The following is a 22,143-nucleotide window of genomic DNA, read 5'->3' as shown; positions in this document are numbered from 1 at the left end:
GCGGCGGCCCCGTTCGGCGGCACGCCCCGGCGCGCGGCGGCCGGGCCCGGCGCGGCTATGCTCGACCCGCTCACCGCCGCCCGTCACAGGAGCCCGCATGGCGCCCAAGATCACTGTTATCGGTACCGGCTACCTCGGGGCCACCCACGCCGCCGCCATGGCGGAGCTGGGGTTCGAGGTGCTGGGGCTGGACGTGGTCCCCGAGAAGGTGGAACTGCTCGGGCGGGGCGAGATCCCGATGTACGAGCCCGGCCTCGCCGAGCTGCTGCGGCGGCACGTCGCCGGACTGCCGGGCTCCACGGGCCGGCTGCGGTTCACCCTGGACTGGGCCGAGGTCGCCGCCTTCGGCGACGTCCACTTCGTCTGCGTCAACACCCCGCAGAAGCACGGCGAGTACGCCTGCGACATGTCGTACGTCGACGCCGCCGTGGAGAGCCTCGCGGTCCACCTCGACCGCCCCTGCCTCGTGGTCGGCAAGTCCACCGTCCCGGTCGGCAGCGCGGAGCGGCTGGCGGCGCGGATCGCCGAACTCGCCCCCGCCGGTGAGGAGGCGGCGCTGGCCTGGAACCCGGAGTTCCTCCGGGAGGGGTTCGCCGTCCAGGACACCCTGCACCCGGACCGCATCGTCGTCGGTGTCCGCGACGAGCGCCACGAGGCCGTGCTGCGCGAGGTGTACGCCACGCCGATCGCCGAGGGCTCGCCCTTCGTCGTCACCGACTTCGCCACCGCCGAACTGGTGAAGACCTCGGCCAACTCCTTCCTCGCCACCAAGATCTCCTTCATCAACGCCATGGCCGAGGTCTGCGAGGCCGCCGGCGGCGACGTGGTGAAGCTGGCCGAGGCGATCGGCTACGACGACCGCATCGGGCGGAAGTTCCTGCGCGCCGGCATCGGCTTCGGCGGCGGCTGCCTCCCCAAGGACATCCGCGCGTTCATGGCCCGCGCCGGGGAGTTGGGCGCAGACCAGGCGCTGACCTTCCTGCGCGAGGTCGACTCCATCAACATGCGCCGCCGGGGCCACATGGTCGAGCTCACCCGGGACGCGCTGGGCGGCGTGCTGCTCGGGCGCCGGGTCGGGGTGCTGGGGGCGAGCTTCAAGCCCGACTCCGACGACGTGCGCGACTCGCCGGCGCTCAACGTCGCCGGGCAACTGCACCTCCAGGGCGCCCAGGTCACCGTCTACGACCCCAAGGGCAACGAGAACGCCCGCCGGATCTTCCCGACGCTCGGGTACGCCGCGTCCGCCGCGGAGGCCGTCCGCGGCGCGGACGTGGTGCTGCACCTGACGGAGTGGGCCGAGTTCCGCGAGCTGGACCCGACCGTCCTGGGCGAGCAGGTCGGGCGCCGCCACATCCTGGACGGCCGCAACGCGCTCGACCCGGTGGCGTGGCGCAAGGCCGGCTGGACCTACCGCGCGCTGGGCCGCCCCACGCTCTGAGCGCTGCCCCGTCCCTGAGCTGATCTCTCCCGCACTCCTCCGCTTCGCCGGCCCGGCGCCCGCCGGGCCGGCTTTCCGCGTCCCCGGACACCCGACCCCGCGAGGCGCGTAGGGCGAGTGGGCCGTGAGCCGAAGCGCCACCGGGCCCGGCCGGCCGTCGGCGTGCCCCGTCGCCCGGCTCCTTGCCCGCCGGCGCCTCGCCCCGGTTCCGTCGCCGCCGAGCGTGTTTTTGCCCCCACCCGCTCCGGCCCGGCCCCGCTCCGGCCCGGCCCTGCTCCGGCTCGGCCCCGCTCCGGACCGGCCGCGTCGCCGTTGTCTCCCCGCCGGGCCCGCAGCGGCTGTCTTTTTGCGACTACCTGTCGTAACGTTTACGACAGGTAGTCGCAAAAACTGCGACGCCCCGTTCGCGAGAGCGGCAGTGCACACCTCTGGCGGTGCCAGAGGCGAGGAGAGCAGGACTGTTGACGATGACTGCCACCGATCGCGCCGAGATCATCGAGCTGATGAGCAGCTATGCCGACATACCGGACCGACGGCGGTTCGCCGAGCTGCCGCACCGCGTCTTCACCGACCCGGTCACCCTCGACTTCAGCTCGGTGGCCGGCACCCCGGTCATGGAGGTGCCCGTCGCCGCGTACGGGGAGACCCTGCAGGAGACCTTCGCCCCGTTCGCGGCCACGCACCACGCCATCACCGGGCACCTCGTGCGGATCGACGGCGATCGCGCGACGGTGTCCGCGCACGTCCGCGCCGAGCACTGGTTCCCGTCGGAGGCGGTCGGCGACGGCCCCAACTGCTGGTTGGTCGTCGGCTTCTACGACAATGAGGCCGTGCGCACCCCGGAGGGCTGGCGGCTGAGCCGGGTGAAGCTCACCGCGGCGTACCAGGAGAACGCGCACCTGCTGAGCGCCGTCCTCCCCGCGGGGGCGACCGCCTGAGGCGGTCGAGGTCGCCCGCCGACGGCGCGGCGACTTTCCCCGGTGGGGCGGGGCGCCACGACGAAGGGACAGGGGTCATGCCGCGCATCAGGGGTGCCAGCCTGGAGGAGCACCACGCCCTGGTGTGGTCCGATCTCGCCGGCGCACTGCGAGAGCTGCTGGCGGAGCAGGACTACGGGGCCATCACCATGGGGCACATCGCCGCACGGGCGGGTCTCGCACGCAACACCCTGTACAACTACGCCGCCGACAAGGACGCGCTGGTACTGGCGCTGACCCACCGGGCGACGCGGCCCACCGTGGCCCGGGTGACGGCGGTCGCCGATCGCTCCGGGGAGCCGGCCGCGGCGCGGCTGGAGGAGATCATCGGCATCGTCCTGGGGATGTCGACCGACCAGGCCATGCAGCTGATCTTCCGGCCCGGAGGCGGTCCGCCGGTGACGGAGATGCCCGACGGGCCGGAGAACCCGTTCCGCGAGATCGTGGCGGACGTGCAGCGGGTGGTCGCGGAGGGAAGCGCCCGGGGGGAGTTCCGCCGGGTCGACGACGTACCGCTGACGGTCGAGCTCCTGTCCGGTGTCGTCCGCGCGGGTGCCGAGCGCGTCAGCCGCGATCCGGCCGCCTTCACGGAGACGGTCCGGGCGACCCGGGAGGTCGTCCTCGCGTCCCTGGCCCACCGCGGGTAGTCGCAGCCCGCCCCGCGCCCACCCGGCCCCACGGGGCGGGTGGGCGCGGCGCGTCCGGTCGCCCCGCCGCCCCGGGTGCTCGCCGGGCCGGCACTCATTCCCCGGCCGCGCGCCGCCGGTCGCGGTAGCTGCGCATCTTGGCGCGGCTCCCGCACACGCTCATCGAGCACCAGCGACGGCGTCCCGCCGGGCTGCGGTCGTAGTACGCCCAGGCGCACTCCGTCGCGTGGCACGCCTTGAGGCGGCGCCACTGCCCGGACACCTCGCCCACCGCCACCGCCGCCGCCACGCGCGCCGTGAGCGCGGCGACGCCGCGGACGCCGGGGGCCGGCACCAGCTCCACCCGGCCGTCCGGTGCCGGTCGCACCACCAGGGGTGCCTCCCGCAGCATCCGGGTGAGGTCCGCGAGTCCGCCGGGAGGCGGTTCGGCCCCCGCGTGGCACAGCAGCACGGCGCGCAGCGCTTCGCGCAACTCCCCGAGCTGCGACGCCGTGACGCCCGGCAGCTCCACTCCGTTGGCGTCGGCGAAGCGGGCCACGCCGCCGGGGGCGGTCAGCCGGTCCTCGCCGGTCTCCACGTCGAGGGTGTTGACCAGCCGCTGGACCAGCCCCAGTTCCCCCGGGGCGTCGCTCTCACTCACGTCCGCAACCGTAACCCGCGCCGGACGTTACCTCTTACTGCCTTGAAGGGGTAACCTCTGTTACTTGTTCGCGCAGGGCAGGGGTAACGCTGCGGGTGGTCCCGCCTGCCGAGCCCGCGCCCACCCACCCACGACAGACGGAGAGTCGACATGGCGGTAGCCACCCTGGGTCCGGTCGTCCTGGACTGCCCCGATCCCCGCGGCCTGGCGGCGTTCTACACCGCCGTCCTCGGCTGGCCCGAGGACCCGGGCAGCGACGACGACTGGGTCGAGATCGTCGGCCCCCACGACCGCCGCCTCGGCTTCCAGCGCGTCGAGGACCACCGCCCGCCGCGGTGGCCCGACCCCGCGCACCCGCAGCAGTTCCATCTCGACCTCGAGATCCCCCAGGGGACCGCGGACGAGGCGGAGCGCCGGGTGATCGAACTCGGCGCCGTCCTGCTCGCGGGCAACGCCACGCCCACCAGCACCTTCCGGGTCTACGCCGACCCCGCCGGGCACCCCTTCTGCCTCTGCGTCTGCTGACGGCCGCACGCGCCCGCCTGCCCGCACGACGGCCCGACCCGGGCCCGTCGGGCCCGCTCGGTGCCCGCTCGGTCACTTCGGCAACGAATCGGTCTCGGGGTGCAACCGCCGCGGCCCCGTTCGTGTCTTAGGCCGTGAGTGGGGGAACGCAGGAGGGGATCGAAGGGCCCGTGAACCGGGCCCTTCGGTGTTTCCCGGCCCAGCCCTCGCCGCCGCCGGGGCCTGCCGTGGCGAGGGTGAACCGCCAGGACGAACCGGCCAGGACGAACCCCGGGGTGACCTGTCGGTCCGTCCCGCTACCGTCGAGACATGTCACGCGCGGTCGTCGAAGCGGTCCTGGAGCGGATCACCTACGCCAACGAGGAGAACGGCTGGACGGTCGCCCGGGTCGACACCGGCCGCGGTGGCGACCTCCTCACCGTCGTCGGCGCGCTGCTCGGCGCCCAGGTTGGGGAGTCCCTGCGGCTGGAGGGGAGGTGGGGATCGCACCCCACCTACGGCAAGCAGTTCGTCGTCGAGAACTACACCACCGTGCTCCCCGCGACCGTGCAGGGCATCCGCCGCTACCTGGGCTCCGGTCTGATCAAGGGCATCGGGCCGAAGACCGCCGAACGCATCGTGGACCACTTCGGTACGGACACCCTCGACGTCATCGAGGAGGACGCGAAGCAGCTGATCGCCGTCCCCGGGCTCGGCCCCAAGCGCACCGCGCGGATCGCCGAGGCGTGGGTGGAGCAGAAGGCGATCAAGGAGGTCATGGTCTTCCTGCAGAGCGTGGAGGTCTCCACCTCCATCGCGGTGCGCATCTACAAGAAGTACGGCGACGACTCGATCGCGGTCGTCCGCGACCAGCCCTACCGGCTGGCGGCCGACGTCTGGGGCATCGGCTTCCTCACCGCCGACCGCATCGCCCGCGCCGTCGGGATCCCCCACGACAGCCCCGAGCGGGTCAAGGCCGGGCTGAGCCACGCCCTGTCGCAGTCGACCGACCAGGGGCACTGCTTCCTGCCCGAGGAGCGGCTGATCGCCGACGCGGTCAAGCTGCTCCAGGTGGACACCGGGCTGGTCATCGAGTGCCTCGGCGAACTGGCGGCGGAGGGCGAGGCCGTGGTCCGCGAGAAGGTTCCGCACCCCGAGGACCCGGGCGACGAGTTGACGGTGGTGTACCTGACGCCGTTCCACCGGGCCGAGGTCTCCCTCGCCGCGCAGCTGACCCGGCTGCTGCGCGCCCCCGACGACCGTCTGGCGGCGTTCGAGGGCGTCGACTGGGAGGCGGCGCTGGGCTGGTTGGCGCTCCGCACCGGCGCGGAGCTGGCCGCTGAGCAGCGCGACGCCGTCCGGCTGGCGCTCACCCGGAAGGTCGCGGTGCTGACGGGCGGGCCCGGCTGCGGCAAGTCCTTCACCGTGCGGTCGGTGGTCGAGCTCGCCCGCGCCAAGCGGGCGAAGGTGGTACTGGCCGCGCCCACGGGGCGTGCCGCCAAGCGCCTCGCGGAGCTGACGGGTGCGGAGGCGTCCACCGTCCACCGGCTGTTGGAGCTCAAGCCCGGTGGCGACGCCGCCTACGACCGCGACCGCCCGCTGGACGCGGACCTGGTGGTGGTGGACGAGGCGTCCATGCTCGACGTGCTGCTGGCCAACAAGCTGGCCAAGGCCGTGGCGCCCGGCGCCCACCTGCTGCTGGTGGGGGACGTCGACCAGTTGCCGTCCGTCGGCGCCGGGGAGGTGCTGCGCGACCTGCTCGCCGAGCCCGGCCCGGTCCCGGCGGTGCGGCTGACCCGGATCTTCCGGCAGGCGCAGCAGTCCGGGGTGGTCACCAACGCGCACCGGATCAACGCCGGCGAGCACCCGCTGACCCGGGGGCTGGACGACTTCTTCCTCTTCGCGGAGGACGACGCGGAGGCGGCCGGGCTGCTGACCGTCGACGTCGTCGCCCGGCGCATCCCTCGGCGCTTCGGGCTCGATCCGCGCCGCGACATCCAGGTGCTGACGCCGATGCACCGCGGCCCGGCCGGCGCGGGCGCCCTCAACGGGCTCCTCCAGGAGGCGGTCTCGCCCGCCCGGCCCGGTCTGCCGGAGAAGCGCGTCGGCGGCCGCATCTTCCGCGTCGGTGACAAGGTCACCCAGATCCGCAACAACTACGACAAGGGCGCCAACGGCGTCTTCAACGGCACCGGCGGGACGGTGACGGCTCTCGACCTCGACGAGCAGCGGCTGACCGTGCTGACCGAGGAGGACGAGGAGGTCGGGTACGACTTCACCGAGCTGGACGAGCTGTCGCACGCCTACGCGGTGACCATCCACCGCTCGCAGGGGAGCGAGTACCCGTGCGTGGTGGTGCCGGTGACGACGAGCGCCTGGATGATGCTCCAGCGGAACCTGCTCTACACCGCCGTGACCCGGGCGAAGCGGCTCGTGGTCCTCGTCGGCTCGCGCCGCGCGCTGGGCCAGGCGGTCCGCACCGTCTCCGCGGGGCGCCGGTTCACCGCGCTGGACGCGCGGCTGGACGGCCGGCTGGTGGGCCGTCCGGGTGACCGTCCGCCCGCCGGTGCCAGCGGCCCCGCGGGCGGGCCGATCGGCTGAATGTCGCCGCGTGCATCCGGCACCGGGTGGCGGACGTGACGGTACTCACGGCCGGGCACGTGAGCGCTATGCCCGTGGTTGTGTACTACTGTCCGGCACGGCGTGCCAGATTTTTTGGGTTCGGCCGACCCCGAGTGCACTAAGTGGCCTCTGATGGGGGACAGTGGAAACAGTCAGGGCACCTCGAAGAAGAGGCACGACGTCGGTGAGGGATAGACGTGAGCGAACACCGCGCAAGTGATGACGCAGTAGTGGTCAAGTACTCCGGCAGCGAGTACCGCTACCCGCTGGTGGACTCGACGGTCGGTGACCGTGGTTTCGACATCGGCAAGCTGCGTGCCGAGACCGGTCTGGTGACCCTGGACTCCGGTTACGGCAACACCGCCGCGTACAAGTCGGGGGTCACCTATCTCGACGGCGAACAGGGCATCCTGCGCTACCGCGGGTACCCGATCGAGCAGCTGGCCGAGCACGGCACCTTCCTGGAGACGGCGTACCTGCTGATCAACGGTGAGCTGCCCTCGGCGGACGAGCTCTCCGGGTTCCGCGGCGAGATCACGCAGCACACCCTCCTCCACGAGGACGTGAAGCGTTTCTACGACGGGTTCCCCCGGGACGCCCACCCGATGGCCATGCTGTCCTCGGTCGTGAGCGCGCTGTCCACCTTCTACCAGGACAGCCACAACCCGTTCGACGAGCGGCAGCGCCACATCTCGACGATCCGGCTGCTGGCCAAGCTGCCGACGATCGCGGCGTACGCGTACAAGAAGTCGGTCGGCCACCCCGTGGTCTACCCCAGCAACGACCTCGGCTACGTGGAGAACTTCCTCCGCATGACCTTCTCCGTCCCGGCGGAGGAGTACGTACCGGACCCGGTCGTCGTGGCCGCGCTGGACAAGCTGCTCATCCTGCACGCGGACCACGAGCAGAACTGTTCGACCTCCACCGTGCGACTGGTGGGCTCCTCGCAGGCCAACCTCTTCGCCTCCATCTCGGCCGGCATCAACGCGCTGTGGGGTCCGCTCCACGGTGGCGCCAACCAGGCCGTGCTGGAGATGCTGGAGCAGATCCAGCAGTCCGGCGGCGACGTGGACACCTTCATCCGCAAGGTGAAGAACAAGGAGGACGGCGTACGCCTGATGGGCTTCGGCCACCGGGTGTACAAGAGCTTCGACCCGCGCGCCAAGATCATCAAGGAGGCGGCGCACGACGTGCTGTCGGCGCTCGGCAAGTCCGACGAGCTGCTCGACATCGCGCTGGCGCTGGAGGAGCGCGCGCTCAACGACGACTACTTCGTCTCGCGCAACCTCTACCCGAACGTGGACTTCTACACCGGTCTCATCTACCGGGCGATGGGCTTCCCGAACTCCATGTTCACCGTGCTCTTCGCGCTCGGTCGGCTGCCCGGCTGGGTCGCCCAGTGGCACGAGATGATCAAGGAGCCCGGCTCCCGGATCGGCCGTCCGCGCCAGGTCTACACCGGCGTCGTCGAGCGGGACTACCTCCCCGTCGAGCAGCGCTGATTCCTCCGTCGGCACCCCTCGGGGTGCCGACCGGGTGAAGGATCTTCACCGCTCCCCCGTAAATGTGACGCAGGTCACACGTGCGGGGGAGCAACTTTTTGCTCGCGGAGAGGTCTTATGGAGTGACATCGTCGCGGTTTCGGCTGGATCCGTGACGATGGCCGTCGTGGCCGGGGTCCCGTGGGGGGACACTCTGCACAGACGGCACAGAAGCGCCTCGCGTCGGGCCCTGTGGGGGGACCCGGCACGGGGCGCTTCGCTTTGCCCGGGGAGGGGTCCGGGCAGAGTCGAGGCGCCGCCGTGCCGCGCGCGGGAAGCCTCCCGCCGTCTCGGTGGGGGTGAGTCGGACCCGGTCCGCGCTCGCGGTGCAAGGGGCCGATCGCCTCCATGGGTGCGTCTGCCCGATGTCCGGCTGCGGAAACGCTCGTTCACCGAATGTGCCGCTTGTCGTCGGACAGTTCACCCCCTCGTGTACAGCCGCGGCCCGCCTCCGGGGTGTCCGGGGCGGGCCGCGGGGCGGTCGGGGCGGCGCGGTGCTCCTGGGGTGGGCGGCGGGGGTGCCGCGACTGCCGTCGGGTGGCGGTCGGGGTTCGTCAGGCCCGGCCGGTGACCTCGTACCCGGCCTCGTCCACGGCCGCCCGTACCGCCTCGTCGCTGAGCGGCTCGCTCGACTCCACGGTGACCAGGCCGGTGTCGGCCTTCGCGATCACCGCGGAGACGCCGGGAAGGGCGGACAGCTCCTCGGAGACGGCCTTCTCGCAGTGGCCGCAGCTCATTCCGGTGACCTGGTAGGTGATGGTGCTCATGGCTCTCCTTCGGGGTGTGCGCCTCCGGTCACCCCCGGTTGCGGGCGGGGCGGGCCGGGGGCGGGGCCGCTCGGCGGTGGGCGAGGGTGCGGCACCGCGGGCTCATGATACCCCCGCGGGGTATCCTCCCTCGAGGGCGCGACAAGGGCGGCATCCGCCGCCTAGGTGTCGCGGTCGGCCGGCGCGCCCGGGGCCTCGCGGCGGGCTGCCGGGGCCTCGTGGAGCTATCCGCGGCGCCAGCCGTGACCGGGGCGGCGGCTCACCCATTCCCGGATCGTCTCCGGGTACCAGAGGGGCCGCCCGCGCTCCACCACGTCGGGCTCCGGCAGCAGCGCGTGCTTGCGGTAGGAGCGCACGGTGTCCGGTCGCACCCCGATGTGCGCGGCGATCTCGCGGTAGGACCAGAGTTCGCGGCGATGCGTCAACGTCGTTCCACCTCCCGCCCCGCGCCGCGTCGGGGGGTGGGGGCCGCCCGGGGGCCGCGGGCGGCGGCTGCTCGTGGTCCGAGAGCCTCACCCGCGGCCCGGCGTGCGGCTCGCGCCGGACCCGGCCGTGTCGTCGCTCTGTGACCCACGGCCGGTGATCCGGTGACAATGGTGACCGCGCTGTCACACAAGGTGGCGGGACGGGTGTGCGGACTCCCACCGCTTCGGGTGACGGGGAGTCCGCACGAGGCGCCGACCGGTGCGGTGCCGCGGTCAGCGGTTGCCGGGGAACCCCAGGTCGATGCCGGCGTCCGCCGGGTCCGGCCAACGCGTCGTCACCACCTTGCCGCGGGTGCAGAACCGCACGCCCTCCGTCCCGTAGACGTGGTGGTCGCCGAAGAGCGAGTCCTTCCACCCGCCGAAGGAGTGGTGGCCGACCGGCACCGGGACCGGCACGTTGACCCCGACCATGCCCGCCTCCACCTCCAGCTGGAACCGGCGCGCCGCGCCGCCGTCCCGGGTGAAGACCGCCGCGCCGTTGCCCCACGGCGAGGCGTTGACCAGCGCGATCGCCTCCTCGTAGCTGTCGGCGCGGACCACGCACAGCACCGGCCCGAAGATCTCGTCCCGGTAGGCGTCGCACTCCGTCGGGACCCGGTCCAGCAGCGAGACCCCGAGGAAGAAACCCCGCTCGTGGCCGGGCACGCGCAGCCCGGTGCCGTCGACCACGACCTCCGCGCCCTGGGCCGCCGCCCGCTCCACGTACCCGGCCACCCGCGCGCGGTGCTCCGCGGTGATCAGCGGCCCCATCTCCGACGCCGGATCGTCGCCCGGGCCCACCCGGACCGCCCGTGCGCGCTCCGCGATCCGCGCCACCAGGTCGTCCCCGATCGAGCCCACGGCCACGACGACGGAGACGGCCATGCACCGCTCACCCGCCGAGCCGTACGCCGCGTTGACGGCGCCGTCGGCCGCCAGGTCCAGGTCGGCGTCGGGCAGCACCACCATGTGGTTCTTCGCCCCGCCCAGCGCCTGCACCCGCTTCCCCGCGGCGACGGCCCGGCGCTGCACCTCACGCGCCACGGGCGTGGAGCCCACGAAGGAGACGGCCGCCACGTCCGGGTGGTCCAGCAGGCGCTCCACCGCCCCGCGGTCGCCGTTGACGACGTTCAGCACCCCGGCCGGCAGCCCGGCCTCGGAGGCCAGCGACGCCAGCAGCATCGCCGCCGACGGGTCCTTCTCGCTCGGCTTCAGCACGAAGGTGTTGCCGCAGGCGACGGCGAGCGGGAACATCCACAGCGGCACCATCGCCGGGAAGTTGAACGGCGTCACGCCGGCGACGACGCCGACCGGCTGCCGCAGCGAGGCCACGTCGACCCGGGCGGACGCCTCCGTGGACAGCTCGCCCTTCAGCAGCTGCGGCACCCCGCAGGCGAGGTCCACGATCTCCAGACCGCGCGCCACCTCGCCCAGCGCGTCGGAGAACACCTTGCCGTGCTCGGCCGTGATCAGCCGCGCCAGCTCCTCCCGCCGGGCGTCGAGCAGCGCCCGGTAGGCGAACAGCACCGCGCTGCGCCGCGCCAGCGAGCTGCCCGCCCACCCCGGCAGCGCCCCGCGGGCGGCGGCCACCGCGCGGTCGACCTCCTCGTCGGAGGCGACGGCCAGCCGCGCGGTCCGCGCACCCGTCGCCGGGTCGTGCACCGTCAGGGTCCGGCCGGGGGCGCCGGGTACGGCGGCCCCGTCGATCCAGTGACCGATGGTCTGCGTCATCCTCGGTTGGCCTCTCTCTCGACGGGTCGGACCCGGTTCACAGGTGGTGGCGGCGCGTCGACCGCAGCTGGCGGTACTCCGCCGCCGCCGCCCGGGCGGCGGGCCGGCGCGAGACCTCGGCCACCGGCACGTCCCACCACGCCTGCGCGGCCGGGACGGTCGGCTCCGGATCGGTCTCCACGTACACGCACGTCGGCCCCTTCGCCGTCCGCGCCCACGCCAGCGCGGCCCGCAACTCGCCCACGGTGGAGGCGCGTTCCACGGCCAGGCCCAGGGAGGCGGCGTTGGCCGCCAGGTCGACGGGCAGCGGGTCCCCGGTGAACGTGCCGTCGGGGGCCCGGTACCGGAACGCGGTGCCCAGCCGCTCGCCGCCGGTGGCCTCCGACAGCCCGCCGATCGAGGCGTAGCCGTGGTTCTGCACCAGCACCACCGTGACCGGCAGCCGCTCCTGCACGGCGGTCACCAGCTCGGTGGGCATCATCAGGTAGGTGCCGTCGCCGACGAGCGCCCACACCGGGGTGTCGGGCGCGGCCAGCCGGACCCCGATCGCCGCGGGGATCTCGTATCCCATGCAGGAGTAGCCGTACTCCAGGTGGTACTGGCGCGGCGACCGGGGCCGCCACAGCTTGTGCAGGTCCCCGGGGAGCGACCCGGCGGCGTTGACGACGACGTCCTCGTCGCCCACCGTCTGCGCGAGCAACCCGATGACCTGCGCCTGGGTGGGCCGGGAGGCGTCCTCTGGGGTCGCGAGCGCCGCGCCGGCGACCGCCTCCCAGTCGGCCCGGCCCGCGGCGTACTCCGCCTCGTAGGCCGGCTCCACGTGGTGGCCTTCCAACGCGGCGCGCAGCGCGACCAGCCCGGCGCGCGCGTCGGCCACCAGCGGCAGCGCCGCCAGCTTGTGGGCGTCGTGGGAGGTGATGTTCAGGTTGAGGAACCGCACGTCCTCCGCGGCGAACAGCGTGCCGGAGGCGGTGGTGAAGTCCGTGTAGCGGGTGCCGACACCGATGACCAGATCCGCGTGCCGGGCCAGCGAGTTGGCGACGGCGGTCCCGGTGTGCCCGATGCCGCCGGTCTCCGAGGTGTGGTCGTGCCGCAGCGCGCCCGTCCCGGCCTGGGTGACGGCCACCGGGATGCCGGTGTCGTCCACCAGCTCCCGCAGCGCGTCGTGCGCCTCGCTGTGGTGCACCCCGCCGCCCGCCACGATCAGCGGCCGCCGCGCCGCCCGCACCGCCGCCGCGGCCGCGGCCAGGGCGTCGGGGTCCGGCGCCGGCCGACCGACCCGCCACACCCGCTCGGCGAAGAACTCCACCGGCCAGTCGTGCGCCTCGGCCTGCACGTCCTGCGGCAGCGCCAGCGTGACCGCGCCGGTCTCGGCCGGGTCGGTCAGCACCCGCATCGCCTGGAGCGCGGCGGGGATCAGCTGCTCGGGCCGGGAGATCCGGTCGAACCAGCGGCTGACGGGCCGCAGCGCGTCGTTGACGGAGACGTCGCCGCCGGACGGGTGCTCCAGCTGCTGGAGCACCGGGTCGGCGGGCCGCGTGGCGAAGACGTCGCCCGGCAGCAGCAGCACCGGGATGCGGTTGATCGTCGCCAGCGCCGCGCCCGTCACCAGGTTGGTGGCGCCCGGCCCGATCGAGGTGGTGACCGCCTGGGCGCGCAACCGCCCGGAGTGGCGGGCGAACCCGACGGCGGCGTGCACCATCGCCTGCTCGTTCCGCCCCTGGAGGTACCGCATCCGATCGCGGTACTCCACCAGGGCCTGCCCCACCCCGGCGACGTTGCCGTGGCCGAAGACGCCCCACATCGACTCGACGAACCGGCGCCGCACACTGTCCCGTTCGGTGTACTGCGCCGCGAGGAAACGCACCAGTGCCTGGGCGACCGTCAGCCGCTCCACGGCCGGGCCGGTGCCGGGTGACAGCTCACTCATGGCTCACGCGTCCCTTCCCCGGCGGGCCCGTCGCCCGCCGCGTCCCCGCTGTCGGTCCCGACCCCGGTCCCGCCCTCGCCCATGTCCCCGCCCGCGTCCGGCGCGGTGGGCAGCGGCAGTCGGAAGTCGACCGGCGTCGCCGGCCAGGTGGCACGCACCCAGGTGTGGTCGGGGTGGTCGCTGATCAGCCAGGACCGCTCCGGACCCGGGCCGGCCATCACGTTCAGGTAGTACATGTGGTGGCCGGGCGCCGCGACGGACGGGCCGTGCCAGCCGTCGGGGATGACGACGGCGTCGCCGTCCCGGACCTCCGCCAGCACCTCCGTGCCCCGGCCGTGCCCCGAGGACGACACCCGCTGGTAGCCGAAGCCCGGGGTCCCCGGCGGGGTGCCCGCGGTGTCGTCGGCGGTGAACTCGTAGTAGTAGATCTCCTCCAGCGCCGACTCCTCGCCGGGCCGGTCCTCGTCGTGCTTGTGCGGCGGGTAGGACGACCAGTTGCCGCCCGGCGTGAAGACCTCCACCGCGATCAGCCGGTCCGCCTCGAAGACGTCGGCGGCCGCGAAGTTGTGGACCTGCCGGGAGCAGACGCCACCGCCGCGCAGCTCCACCGGGACGTCCTCCGCCCGGCCCAGCCGCAGCGGCAGCCGCCGCTCGCAGCGCGCGCCGGCCAGCGCCAGGCGGGCGCCGCCCGGCGAGACGAGGGTGACCTCGGTGTCGCGCGGCACGTAGGCGAAGTCGGACGGTCCGGCGAAGACCGACGGCCGGCCCCGCAGCTCCAGGCGCTGCCCCTCGGCGGTGACGGTCGCGCCACCGGCGAGCGGCAGCACGATCCACTCGCTGTCGGCTGTTCGGAAGGTGTGGGAGCCCCCGGCGTCCAGGTGGAGCACGCGCAGCGCGCTGTGTGCCCAACCGGCCCGCTCGGGGCTGATGTCCAGGTGGTACGGCCCGGTGGCGGTGGTTCCCGCCGGAAGGTGGTAGGTCATGGCCCGCTCTCCTCGTTGGCGCGCTCCCGGTGGGGACCGGCTCCGCCGGTGCCTCGCCGGCGCCCGCCGGTACCCGGGCCGGTCCCGGTGCGGGTACCGGCCCACTCCACTGTCTCCGCGGCGCGGCCGCCGCGCGAGGACCTCAGAGCGTGTTCGAGACCCGACGCCGGGTCCGCGACGCCGGCTACGGCCATCTGCCGCGTTGTCGAAAGACGCCCGCATACCGCCCGGTACGAGGCCGCCCCTCCGCCGTGCAGCTGACCGCATCCGACGCCGCGAGCCGATCCGACGCGGGGTCTCGAACGCGCTCTCACAGCAGTCCGACCGCCGTGTCCACGGCACGGGCCACGTCGTCGTCGGCCGGATAGAGCAGCGACCGGCCCGCGACCAGCCCCTGCACGGTCGGCAGCCGCAGCGCGTGCCGCCACCGGTGGAACACCTCGCCCGGGTCGGGTCCCAGGTCGCCGCCGAGCAGCACGGCCGGCAGCGTCGATGTCTCCAGCACCGGCCCCATCGCGTCGGGGTCTGCGGTGACCGGGACCTTCAGCCAGGTGTAGGCGGAGGTGCCGCCGAGCCCGGAGGCGATCGCGACGGAGGTGGTCACCGCCGCCGGGGAGACGTCGTTGACCAGCCGTCCCCGGTCGTCCCGGCGCGAGAGGAACGGCTCGACGAACAGCGGCAGCCGCCGCTCGGCCATCGCGTCCACCGCGCGCGCGGCGGCGTGCAGCGTGCTCAGCGAGCCGGGGTCGCCGGGGTCGATGCGCAGCAGCAGTTTGCCGCCGTCGAACCGCATCCGCGCCAGGTCCTCGGCGCGGTGCCCGGTGAACCGGTCGTCCGCTTCGAACGCCGAGCCGGCGAGGCCGCCGCGGTTCATCGACCCCAGCGCCACCTTGCCCTCCAGGGCGCCGAGGAGCAGCAGGTCCTCCAGGATGTCCGCGGTCGCCAGGACCCCGTCGACCCCCGGGCGGGAGAGGGCCAGCACCAGCCGGCGCAGCAGCTCGCCCCGGTCGGCCATGGCCAGCGGCCGGCCGCCGGCGGCGAGCGCGCCCCGCGCGGGGTGGTCCGCGGCGACGATCATCAGCCGTCCGCTCTCCCCGAGCAGCGGGCGGCGTGCCCGGCCGCGCGCGGCCTCCTCGATGGCCTCCGGGGTGCGGGCGCGCACGCGCGGCAGGTCGGCGATGGTGATGGTCACGGGGACTCCCCCTTCGAGTCGTGCGCGGCGGGGGCGCCGGGAACCGCGCCGTCCCCGGGTGCCCCGCGGCCGTCCGCGTCGAGCAGGGCGGCGACCTCCTCGGCGGTGGGCATCGCGGCGGAACAGGACAGCCGGGAGGCGACCAGGGCGCCCGCCGCGTTGGCGTGGCGGATCGTGCGCTCCAGCTCCCAGCCGGCCAGCAGGCCGTGGCAGAGGGCGCCGCCGAAGGCGTCGCCGGCGCCGAGGCCGTTGACCACCTCCACCGGGTGCGGTGGCACCTCGGCGCGCTCGCCGTCGCGGTGCACGGCCAGCACCCCGCGCGGGCCCTGCTTGACCACGGCGAGTTCCACGCCGCGCTCCAGCAACGCCTGGGCGCAGGCCTCCGGTTCGCGCTCCCCGGTGGCGACCTCGCACTCCTCCAGATTGCCCACGGCGACGGTGGCGTGTGCGAGCGCCTGCTCGTAGTGGGTCCGGGCGCCGTCGGGGCCCGCCTCCCAGAACATCGGCCGCCAGTCCAGGTCGAAGACGGTGGCGACCTGCCCCGACCGGTCGGCGCGCCGGGTCTCCAGCGCTGCCAGGGTGGCGGCCCGGCTGGGTTCCGCGCAGAGGCCGGTGCCGGTCATCCAGAACACCGCCGCCTCCCGGATCGCCGCCCGGTCCAGCTCCGCCGCGTGGATCTCCAGGTCCGGCGCCTTCGGCTCCCGGTAGAAGTACAGCGGGAAGTGGTCCGGCGGGAAGATCTCGCAGAAGGTGACCGGGGTGGGGTAGTCGGGAACCTCGGTCACCCAGCGGCCGTCCACCCCGAACTCGGCCAGCGCCTGGCGGCAGTAGGCCCCGAACGGGTCGCGGCCGGTCCGGCTCACCACCGCGGTGCGGCGGCCCAGCCGGGCGGCGGCCACCGCCACGTTGGTGGCGGAGCCGCCCAGGTACTTGGCGAAGGTCTCCACCCGCGCGAGCGACACCCCGGTCTGCAAGGGGTAGATGTCCACCCCGATGCGTCCCATGGTGATCAGCTCGTACCGGGTGGCGTCCGCCGGCCGGGGGCCGGCGCCGTCGGTCCGTGGTGCTCCCACCGCTTCTCCTTCCGACGCCGGCACCGGCCCGCTCACCGGGCCAGCTGCACGGTCGCGATCTCCCACGCGCCGACCGGGACGGTCAGCACCCCGTCGGTGACGGGCAGGTCCTCTTCCGGACGTCCCAGCAGATCGGTGCGGCGGGCGCGGGTGAAGTCGCCGGTGATCCGGGCCCGGGTCGCGGCCCCGGCCTCGGCGACGAACCGCACCTCGGTCCACCCCTCGTCCCGGGCGCGGACCGCGGTCAGCACCACGCCGGGCCCGGTGACCGACAGCCCGGAGACGGGCTCGGGCAGCCGTCCGCCCCGCGGGGCGCGGCCCGGGACGCCGTACAGCCCGTGGCGGAACTCCTCGGCGGAGCGCAGGACGTCGCCGTCCTGCCAGTCGCCCGCGTACGGCGCGAGTGCGAGGGTGACGACGCGCTCGCCGCGCACCTGGGCGCCCGGTGTCGGGACCTGCGGACCGGCCGGCTCGTCGCGGTACACATGGCGGTTGCGGGAGATGCTGCCCACCGCCCGCAGCAGCGTCAGTGCCAACTCGTCTCCGTCGTCGACGAGTTCGTACTCGCTGTACTCCTGGAGCAGCACCGCCAGCCCGCCGGCGGCGACGAACCCGGCGGCCGGGAAGGTCGCGACGGGCTCCTCGCCACCGCCGCCCTCGGCGGTGAGCCCCCGCTCCACCACGGCGAACTGGCCCTCGGCGAACGAGGAATGCGCACGGCGCGGCAGCGGCAGCCGCAGCCGCAACCGGTGGTCCTCGCACCGGTTGTCGAACCGCACCGCCAGCCGCACGTACCGCTCACCCGCCCGCAGCTCCACCTCGGTGACCACGGTGACCGGCTCGGTCCGCGCGCTGCGGCCGCCGGTGGCGAAGTCGCCCGTCGCCGGCCAGCGGTAGTCGCGCTCGATCCGCAGCGCCGAGGTCAGCGGCGAGCGGCGCAGCGCGGAGACCCGGACCTCGTCGGGCTGCTCGACCAGCAGGTCCGCCTGCGGCGGCGCGTAGTTGTAGGTGTCGCCGAGGTCACCGCCGTCCTGGAGCGTGCCGACCCCCGTGGTGCGGACGCCGTCGGCCTCCAGCGTCAGGGTGCCGTCGGACGCCACCTCCACCCGGAGCAGTCCGTTGTCCAGCGTGCGGCCGTCGGCCCGGACGTCGTGCGGCGGCAGCACCGGCACCGTACCCGCGGCCGGGGCGCGCACCGCCGCGTGGCCCAGCGGCGGCACCTCCACCCAGACCGGCACCTCCTCCTCGGGCAGCGCCAGGATCCGCACCCGGACCGGGTCGCCCCGCCAGTCACCGCCGCGCCGCACCAAGGCCTCGCGCACCTCGGAGACGTCGAACGGCAGCGAGGTGTGGCGCGCGACGCGGAAGGTGAGGGTGTCGCCGGTGATGTCCCAGGCGGTGATGTGCCGCCCGTACAGCTCGGTGCCGTGCACCCGCGCCAGCGCCACCGCGCCGGGGACGCGGTCGTCCGCCAGCACCTCGCCGCCGTCGCGCTCGGCCGCCACCATCACCACGCCGGAGCGCGGGTGCGGCGAGGGGTTCACCACCAGCACCGCGTCCTGCGGCACGTCGGCGGCCAGCCGCCGGCCGATCATGTCGCAGACGGCCTGGCCCAGTTGCTCGGCCTCCGCCATGCGCGCGGCGACCTGCACCGCCGTCTCGTCGCAGCCGCACCCGGTGACCGAGTCGTGGCCGGAGACCGCGATGAGCCGCTGCCACGCCATGTCGAGGAACCGCTGCTCGCCGCCGTCGCCGTACAGCGCGGCCAGCGGCTCCGCGTACCGCTCCACGGCGCGCTCGGCGAGGCTCATCGCCCGCTTCAGCTGCGGCCGGACCGAGTTGACCCCCGGCAGGATGTTGGCGCGGGCGTGCGAGCGCAGCTCGCCGTGGACCGCCGGCAACCCCTCCACCGACTCCGGCAGCTCCGCGAAGAACGCCGCCAGGGTCTCCAGCCGGGTCGGGACCCCGGTGAGGGCGGTCGCCGCCGCCAACTGGTCCGGGGCCTGCGGGGCGGGCGCGGTGTGGTCCGAGCCGAGCATCCCCAGCAGCGGCGTGCTGGTGCCGGGCAGCGCCCAGGGCGTCATCCGCTGCGACAGCTCGGCGACCCGCTCCGCAACGGAGTCGGCGTCGGCCAGCAGCCCGGCCGCGTTGCCGTAGCCGCCCGCGGCGAGGTACCGGGTCCGCACGGCGGTGCCGTCCGGTGCCGTCCACGCGAAGGAGTCGGTGGTGACCGAGGTCGGCACACCCCGGTGGACGCAGGCGTGACGCAGTCCCGCGCGATGCAGGATCTGCGGCATCTGCGCGATGTGGCCGAACATGTCCGGCAGGTAGCCGACCGGCATCACGCCGCCCAGCTCCGTGGAGCGGCGGATGCCGCGCTCCAGGTTGCGGACCATCTGCTCACCCGAGCAGAGGAACTCGTCCATGAGGATGTCCCACGGCCCGATCGCCAGCCGGCCGGCCTTCACCAGGGAGACGATCCGCTCCCGAGCCTCGGGCCGCACCTCCAGGTAGTCGTCGACGGCGGCGAGTTGGCCGTCCAGGGTGAACCGGTGCCGGTCGTCCCTCTCCATCGTATCCAGCAACTCGTCCAACAGGTTGACCAGTTGGAGCCGGAAACGCTGGAACGGCAGGTACCACTCCCGGTCCCAGTGGGTGTGCGGAACGATGACGAGATCACGCATGGGCGGCTTCCCCGGTCAGTGCGTGGCCGTGCACGGCGGCGAGCCGCGCGACGGCCTGTTGGGCGAACGTGATGTCGGCGGCGGCCTCGTCGACGCCGGACAGCGGGGGCGTGCCCCGGGTGGCCAGCTCGTGGAACGCCACGAGCTCGGCCTCGAACCCCCCGCTGGGGGAGGTGTGGACGGTGCGGTGCTCGGACTCCTCGCCGCCCCCGGTCACGGTGAGCGTGGTGGGGACGTTCAGCCGGTACGGCGAGGGGAAGACCAGCTCCAGCGAGCCGGTGGCGTGGTGCACGGTCACCGTCTCCCGGTAGGCCGGGTAGTCGGGTTGGTACAGCCAGCGGATGCCGAACCGGCCGCCGTGGGCGAGGGTCCCGGCGAGCTCGACCGACGGCGGGTCGCCCTCCCCGGCGGAGGGCGCGCGCCAGAGCGCCGCGTGGTCGACGCCGGCCGGCGCCCCCGCCAGCAGCCGGATCAGCGACAGCTCGTGGCAGACGCTGTTCATGGTGATGCCGTAGAGGGTCCGCACCTCCGGAGCCGCCTCGGCACCGAGCGCCGCGGTCAGCGGCAGCTGCTGCGCGGTGGCCAGCGCCGCCAGCGTCGCGGGGTCCACGTCGCCGGGCGGCGCGGGAAGCCGGGCGAACGCCAACTGCGCCTCGGCGGAGGGGTGGAGGACCGTCACCTCGACGCTGTGGACCGCCTCCGGGCCGCCGGCCGCGGCCAGCAGCTCGACGAGGCGCCGGGTCGCCGGGTCGTACTGCTTCATGTAGCCGACCATCAGCCGGTCGGCCAGCCCCGCGTCGGGGCCGTCGGCGGCGAGCAGGCCGGCCAGCTCGCCGTGGGCGTAGCCGAGCGGCTTCTCCGCCAGCACGGTGTGGCCCCGGCGCAGCGCGTCCAGCGCGTCCGGCACGTGCGAACCGGAGGTCAGCAGCATCACCGCGTCGAACCCGCCGTGGTCCAGCATCGTGCCGACCTCGGTGAACCGCTGCGCCTCGGGGACACCGAGGCGCTCCCCGGTCTGCCGCAGGAGTCCGGGGGAGAGGTCGGCGAGCGCGGCGACGGTGAACCGGTCGGCGAGCCTCTCCAGCAGCGGCAGGTGGACGGTCTGCGCGACGGTGCCCAGTCCCGCGACGGCGACCCGCACCCGGCCCGGACGGATGCCGTCGGCGGGGTCGGCGGCGGTGGCGGGGGCCGTCACAGGCCGGCCTTCCGGAGCACCTCGCGGTTGGTGCGCTGGTCGGCGAGGAGCGCGGCCGGGGCGCGCCCGGTGGCCGGCGCGTCCTGCTCGACCACGACCCAGCCGGTGTAGCCGATCTCGCGCAGCACGGCGACGGTCTCGGCCGGGGCGAGGTCGCCCTCGCCCAGGACGCTGAAGCCGCCCGCCGCGACGAGCCGGTCGAAGTCCAGCCCGGCGTCGCGCGAGCGCTCGGTCAGCGCGCGGGAACCGTCCTTGATGTGGACCTGCTTGACCCGGGGCGCCCAACGGCGCAGCGCGGCCAGCGGTTCACCGCCGGCGAGGTACAGGTGCCCGGTGTCCAGGCACAGCGAGACGTCGGTGGAGTCCAGGACGCGGTCCACCTCGGCCTCGCTCTCCACCAGCGTCCCCAGGTGGTGGTGGTAGACGGCCTCCAGCCCCCGGTCCCGGCAGCGGTCCGCGGTGGCCTGCAACCGCCGCGCGAAGCCGTGCCAGTCCTCGATGCCGCCCAGGGCCAGCCCCGGACGGGCGAACCGCTCCGGGTCGGCGGGAAGCGAGAGGGTGGGCCGGGGCGCGAAGCGGGGGTCGTCCACCTCCGCGGCGGTGAAGACGTCGAGGGCCGCGTCGAGGCCGGCGAGGTCCTCACTCCAGCCGTCCTCGTCGGTGAACCGCAGGTCCACCCAGCCGCCGGCCAGGTGCAGGGAGGTCTCCGCGAGCCGTGCGCGCAGCGTGTCGCCGGTGTCGAGGTAGCCGATCGGGCCGGAGTCGACGCCCGCGTACCCGGCGTCGGCGAGTGCCGCGAGGAGCTCCGGGGCGGTGAACGGCGCGCTGTCCGGCTGGTAGATGCCGAAGTTGACGGGGGCGTTGGCCACCCGGATGGTCACTGACACAGTGCGATCACCTCGTTCTCGTAGGTCTCCAGACGGTGGGGACCGGCGTCGGCCGGCGCGGTGGCGCGGTCGCCGCGCACCACGGTGCGGGTCCCGTCGGGGCGGACGAGGACGAGGCCGTCCGCGTCCCGCGCGAGCAGTTCGTCGCCGAGGCGCAGCAGCAGCGGGGCGCCGGGACCGGCGCTGACCGCGGTGCGTCCGGCCGCCAGCGCCGCGACCACCGCGGCGGGGGAGGCGTCCTCGGCCAGGACCCAGGTGGTGGGGGCGCCGGGGGTCTTGCCCTCCCCGGGGCGGTGGAAGTCACTGCCGCCGACGGCCACCGTGTCGGGGCGCCAGGCGCGCCCCCACGACAGCGGCGCGCCCCACCGGCGGTCCGTCCAGCTGGAATGCCACAGCTCGGCGTGGCGGGGCCGGTCCTCGACGGGCAGGCGCCACGCGCAGTCCCCGCTGAGCGGGTGGTTGACCGACATCACCCCTCCGCCTTCCCGCGCGGCGCGGTACCAGTCGTCGGCCGGCCGGCGGAAGTCGACGAAGCCGGTGTCGCCGAAGACGTTGGCGTGCCCGTCGTCCCGGGTCACCTCCTGCCCGGGGACCAGCACGATGCCGTGCCGGGCGCCCGCGGCGGGCAGGTGGGGATGGTGGCTGGTGGTGTTGTGGTCGGTGACGGCGAGGAAGTCCAGCCCCTGGCCGGCGGCGAGCGACGCCAGGTGGTCGATGGTCAGCGCGCCGTCGCTGTGCACGGTGTGGGCGTGGAAGTCCCCCGCGTACCAGCGGAGCTCCCCGCCCGCCGCGGGCGCCCGGCACGGCATCGTGCTGGTCCCCGGGCAGGAGGTGACCCGGGACGACGGGCACGCCAACGTCTTCGGCG

18 protein-coding genes are annotated in these 22,143 nt (G+C 74.4%); 6 read left to right on the top strand and 12 right to left on the bottom strand.

All coding sequences use genetic code 11. The features are described 5' to 3' along the window. Positions 1 to 97: 97 nt before the first annotated feature. From HCN52_RS04720 to HCN52_RS04710, 3 genes are all read left to right on the top strand, one after another. The gene (locus tag HCN52_RS04720; protein WP_168087088.1) at positions 98 to 1,438 is read left to right on the top strand and encodes a UDP-glucose dehydrogenase family protein; all 1,341 of its coding nucleotides are present in this window, start codon (positions 98 to 100) and stop codon (positions 1,436 to 1,438) included. 467 nt (positions 1,439 to 1,905) lie between these two features. Further along, positions 1,906 to 2,376, top strand: a complete 471-nt coding sequence (locus HCN52_RS04715; protein WP_168087087.1) for a nuclear transport factor 2 family protein — start codon at positions 1,906 to 1,908, stop codon at positions 2,374 to 2,376. 77 nt (positions 2,377 to 2,453) lie between these two features. Beyond that, positions 2,454 to 3,062 carry a TetR/AcrR family transcriptional regulator gene (locus tag HCN52_RS04710; RefSeq protein WP_168087086.1) on the top strand — a complete coding sequence of 203 codons (609 nt, stop codon included), beginning with the start codon at positions 2,454 to 2,456 and terminating at the stop codon, positions 3,060 to 3,062. Positions 3,063 to 3,156: 94 nt separating this feature from the next. On the opposite strand, the gene HCN52_RS04705 is transcribed toward HCN52_RS04710, so the two are convergent. After that, positions 3,157 to 3,702 carry a CGNR zinc finger domain-containing protein gene (locus HCN52_RS04705; RefSeq protein ID WP_168087085.1) on the bottom strand — a complete coding sequence of 182 codons (546 nt, stop codon included), beginning with the start codon at positions 3,700 to 3,702 and terminating at the stop codon, positions 3,157 to 3,159. Positions 3,703 to 3,852: 150 nt separating this feature from the next. Between HCN52_RS04705 and HCN52_RS04700 the strand changes: the two genes are divergently transcribed. The 3 genes from HCN52_RS04700 to HCN52_RS04690 all read left to right on the top strand — a co-directional run bounded on the left by HCN52_RS04700 (position 3,853) and on the right by HCN52_RS04690 (position 8,330). Next, positions 3,853 to 4,227 (top strand): VOC family protein, encoded by a 375-nt coding sequence (locus tag HCN52_RS04700; protein WP_168087084.1) that lies wholly within the window; start codon positions 3,853 to 3,855, stop codon positions 4,225 to 4,227. A gap of 309 nt (positions 4,228 to 4,536) precedes the next feature. Further along, positions 4,537 to 6,807, top strand: coding sequence for an SF1B family DNA helicase RecD2 (gene recD2, locus HCN52_RS04695; protein WP_168087083.1), 2,271 nt, complete (start codon positions 4,537 to 4,539; stop codon positions 6,805 to 6,807). A gap of 218 nt (positions 6,808 to 7,025) precedes the next feature. Further along, positions 7,026 to 8,330 carry a citrate synthase gene (locus HCN52_RS04690; RefSeq protein ID WP_168087082.1) on the top strand — a complete coding sequence of 435 codons (1,305 nt, stop codon included), beginning with the start codon at positions 7,026 to 7,028 and terminating at the stop codon, positions 8,328 to 8,330. Positions 8,331 to 8,923: 593 nt separating this feature from the next. On the opposite strand, the gene HCN52_RS04685 is transcribed toward HCN52_RS04690, so the two are convergent. From HCN52_RS04685 to HCN52_RS04635, 11 genes are all read right to left on the bottom strand, one after another. After that, entirely contained in the window at positions 8,924 to 9,136 is a 213-nt protein-coding gene (locus HCN52_RS04685) for a heavy-metal-associated domain-containing protein (RefSeq protein WP_168087081.1), read from the bottom strand. A gap of 224 nt (positions 9,137 to 9,360) precedes the next feature. Further along, on the bottom strand, positions 9,361 to 9,561 hold the full coding sequence (locus HCN52_RS04680; protein WP_168087080.1) for a MerR family transcriptional regulator: 201 nt from the start codon (positions 9,559 to 9,561) through the stop codon (positions 9,361 to 9,363). A 273-nt stretch (positions 9,562 to 9,834) separates the two neighbouring features. Further along, the gene (locus HCN52_RS04675; RefSeq protein WP_168087079.1) at positions 9,835 to 11,331 is read right to left on the bottom strand and encodes a CoA-acylating methylmalonate-semialdehyde dehydrogenase; all 1,497 of its coding nucleotides are present in this window, start codon (positions 11,329 to 11,331) and stop codon (positions 9,835 to 9,837) included. 37 nt (positions 11,332 to 11,368) lie between these two features. Beyond that, complete coding sequence (iolD, locus tag HCN52_RS04670) at positions 11,369 to 13,261, bottom strand: 3D-(3,5/4)-trihydroxycyclohexane-1,2-dione acylhydrolase (decyclizing) (protein WP_168087078.1); 1,893 nt, start codon at positions 13,259 to 13,261, stop codon at positions 11,369 to 11,371. Beyond that, the gene (gene iolB, locus HCN52_RS04665; protein WP_168087077.1) at positions 13,258 to 14,244 is read right to left on the bottom strand and encodes a 5-deoxy-glucuronate isomerase; all 987 of its coding nucleotides are present in this window, start codon (positions 14,242 to 14,244) and stop codon (positions 13,258 to 13,260) included. The genes iolD and iolB overlap by 4 nt, the downstream gene beginning before the upstream one ends. Before the next feature lie 310 nt (positions 14,245 to 14,554). After that, positions 14,555 to 15,436: a Cgl0159 family (beta/alpha)8-fold protein gene (locus HCN52_RS04660; protein ID WP_168087076.1), complete on the bottom strand. Its 882-nt coding sequence runs from the start codon at positions 15,434 to 15,436 to the stop codon at positions 14,555 to 14,557. Then, complete coding sequence (iolC, locus tag HCN52_RS04655) at positions 15,433 to 16,440, bottom strand: 5-dehydro-2-deoxygluconokinase (protein ID WP_168087103.1); 1,008 nt, start codon at positions 16,438 to 16,440, stop codon at positions 15,433 to 15,435. The genes HCN52_RS04660 and iolC overlap by 4 nt, the downstream gene beginning before the upstream one ends. 101 nt (positions 16,441 to 16,541) lie before the next feature. After that, a complete protein-coding gene (locus HCN52_RS04650; protein ID WP_168087075.1) occupies positions 16,542 to 19,193 on the bottom strand; it encodes a glycoside hydrolase family 38 N-terminal domain-containing protein in 2,652 nt (883 codons plus the stop codon). Continuing rightward, positions 19,186 to 20,388, bottom strand: a complete 1,203-nt coding sequence (locus HCN52_RS04645) for a Gfo/Idh/MocA family protein (RefSeq protein ID WP_312876535.1) — start codon at positions 20,386 to 20,388, stop codon at positions 19,186 to 19,188. Before HCN52_RS04645 ends, HCN52_RS04650 begins: the two co-directional genes overlap by 8 nt. After that, a complete protein-coding gene (locus HCN52_RS04640; protein WP_312876534.1) occupies positions 20,385 to 21,275 on the bottom strand; it encodes a TIM barrel protein in 891 nt (296 codons plus the stop codon). The genes HCN52_RS04645 and HCN52_RS04640 overlap by 4 nt, the downstream gene beginning before the upstream one ends. After that, on the bottom strand, positions 21,266 to 22,143 hold an 878-nt coding region (locus tag HCN52_RS04635; RefSeq protein WP_168087074.1), incomplete at its 5' end, for a CehA/McbA family metallohydrolase. The genes HCN52_RS04635 and HCN52_RS04640, both read right to left, overlap by 10 nt.

It is taken from the genome of Streptomyces bohaiensis (assembly GCF_012033785.1).
GTDB lineage: Bacteria > Actinomycetota > Actinomycetes > Streptomycetales > Streptomycetaceae > Streptomyces > Streptomyces bohaiensis.
This window is presented reverse-complemented; position numbering and strand designations above follow the sequence as displayed.

What these genes read in the sequence shown, in the direction of transcription:
- HCN52_RS04720 (WP_168087088.1), top strand. Translation starts at nt 98, where the DNA reads ATGGCGCCCAAGATCACTGTTATCGGTACCGGCTACCTCGGGGCCACC.
- HCN52_RS04715 (WP_168087087.1), top strand. Translation starts at nt 1,906, where the DNA reads ATGACTGCCACCGATCGCGCCGAGATCATCGAGCTGATGAGCAGCTAT.
- HCN52_RS04710 (WP_168087086.1), top strand. Translation starts at nt 2,454, where the DNA reads ATGCCGCGCATCAGGGGTGCCAGCCTGGAGGAGCACCACGCCCTGGTG.
- HCN52_RS04700 (WP_168087084.1), top strand. Translation starts at nt 3,853, where the DNA reads ATGGCGGTAGCCACCCTGGGTCCGGTCGTCCTGGACTGCCCCGATCCC.
- recD2 (WP_168087083.1), top strand. Translation starts at nt 4,537, where the DNA reads ATGTCACGCGCGGTCGTCGAAGCGGTCCTGGAGCGGATCACCTACGCC.
- HCN52_RS04685 (WP_168087081.1), bottom strand. Translation starts at nt 9,136, where the DNA reads ATGAGCACCATCACCTACCAGGTCACCGGAATGAGCTGCGGCCACTGC.
- HCN52_RS04675 (WP_168087079.1), bottom strand. Translation starts at nt 11,331, where the DNA reads ATGACGCAGACCATCGGTCACTGGATCGACGGGGCCGCCGTACCCGGC.
- iolD (WP_168087078.1), bottom strand. Translation starts at nt 13,261, where the DNA reads ATGAGTGAGCTGTCACCCGGCACCGGCCCGGCCGTGGAGCGGCTGACG.
- iolB (WP_168087077.1), bottom strand. Translation starts at nt 14,244, where the DNA reads ATGACCTACCACCTTCCGGCGGGAACCACCGCCACCGGGCCGTACCAC.
- iolC (WP_168087103.1), bottom strand. Translation starts at nt 16,440, where the DNA reads ATGGGACGCATCGGGGTGGACATCTACCCCTTGCAGACCGGGGTGTCG.
- HCN52_RS04650 (WP_168087075.1), bottom strand. Translation starts at nt 19,193, where the DNA reads ATGCGTGATCTCGTCATCGTTCCGCACACCCACTGGGACCGGGAGTGG.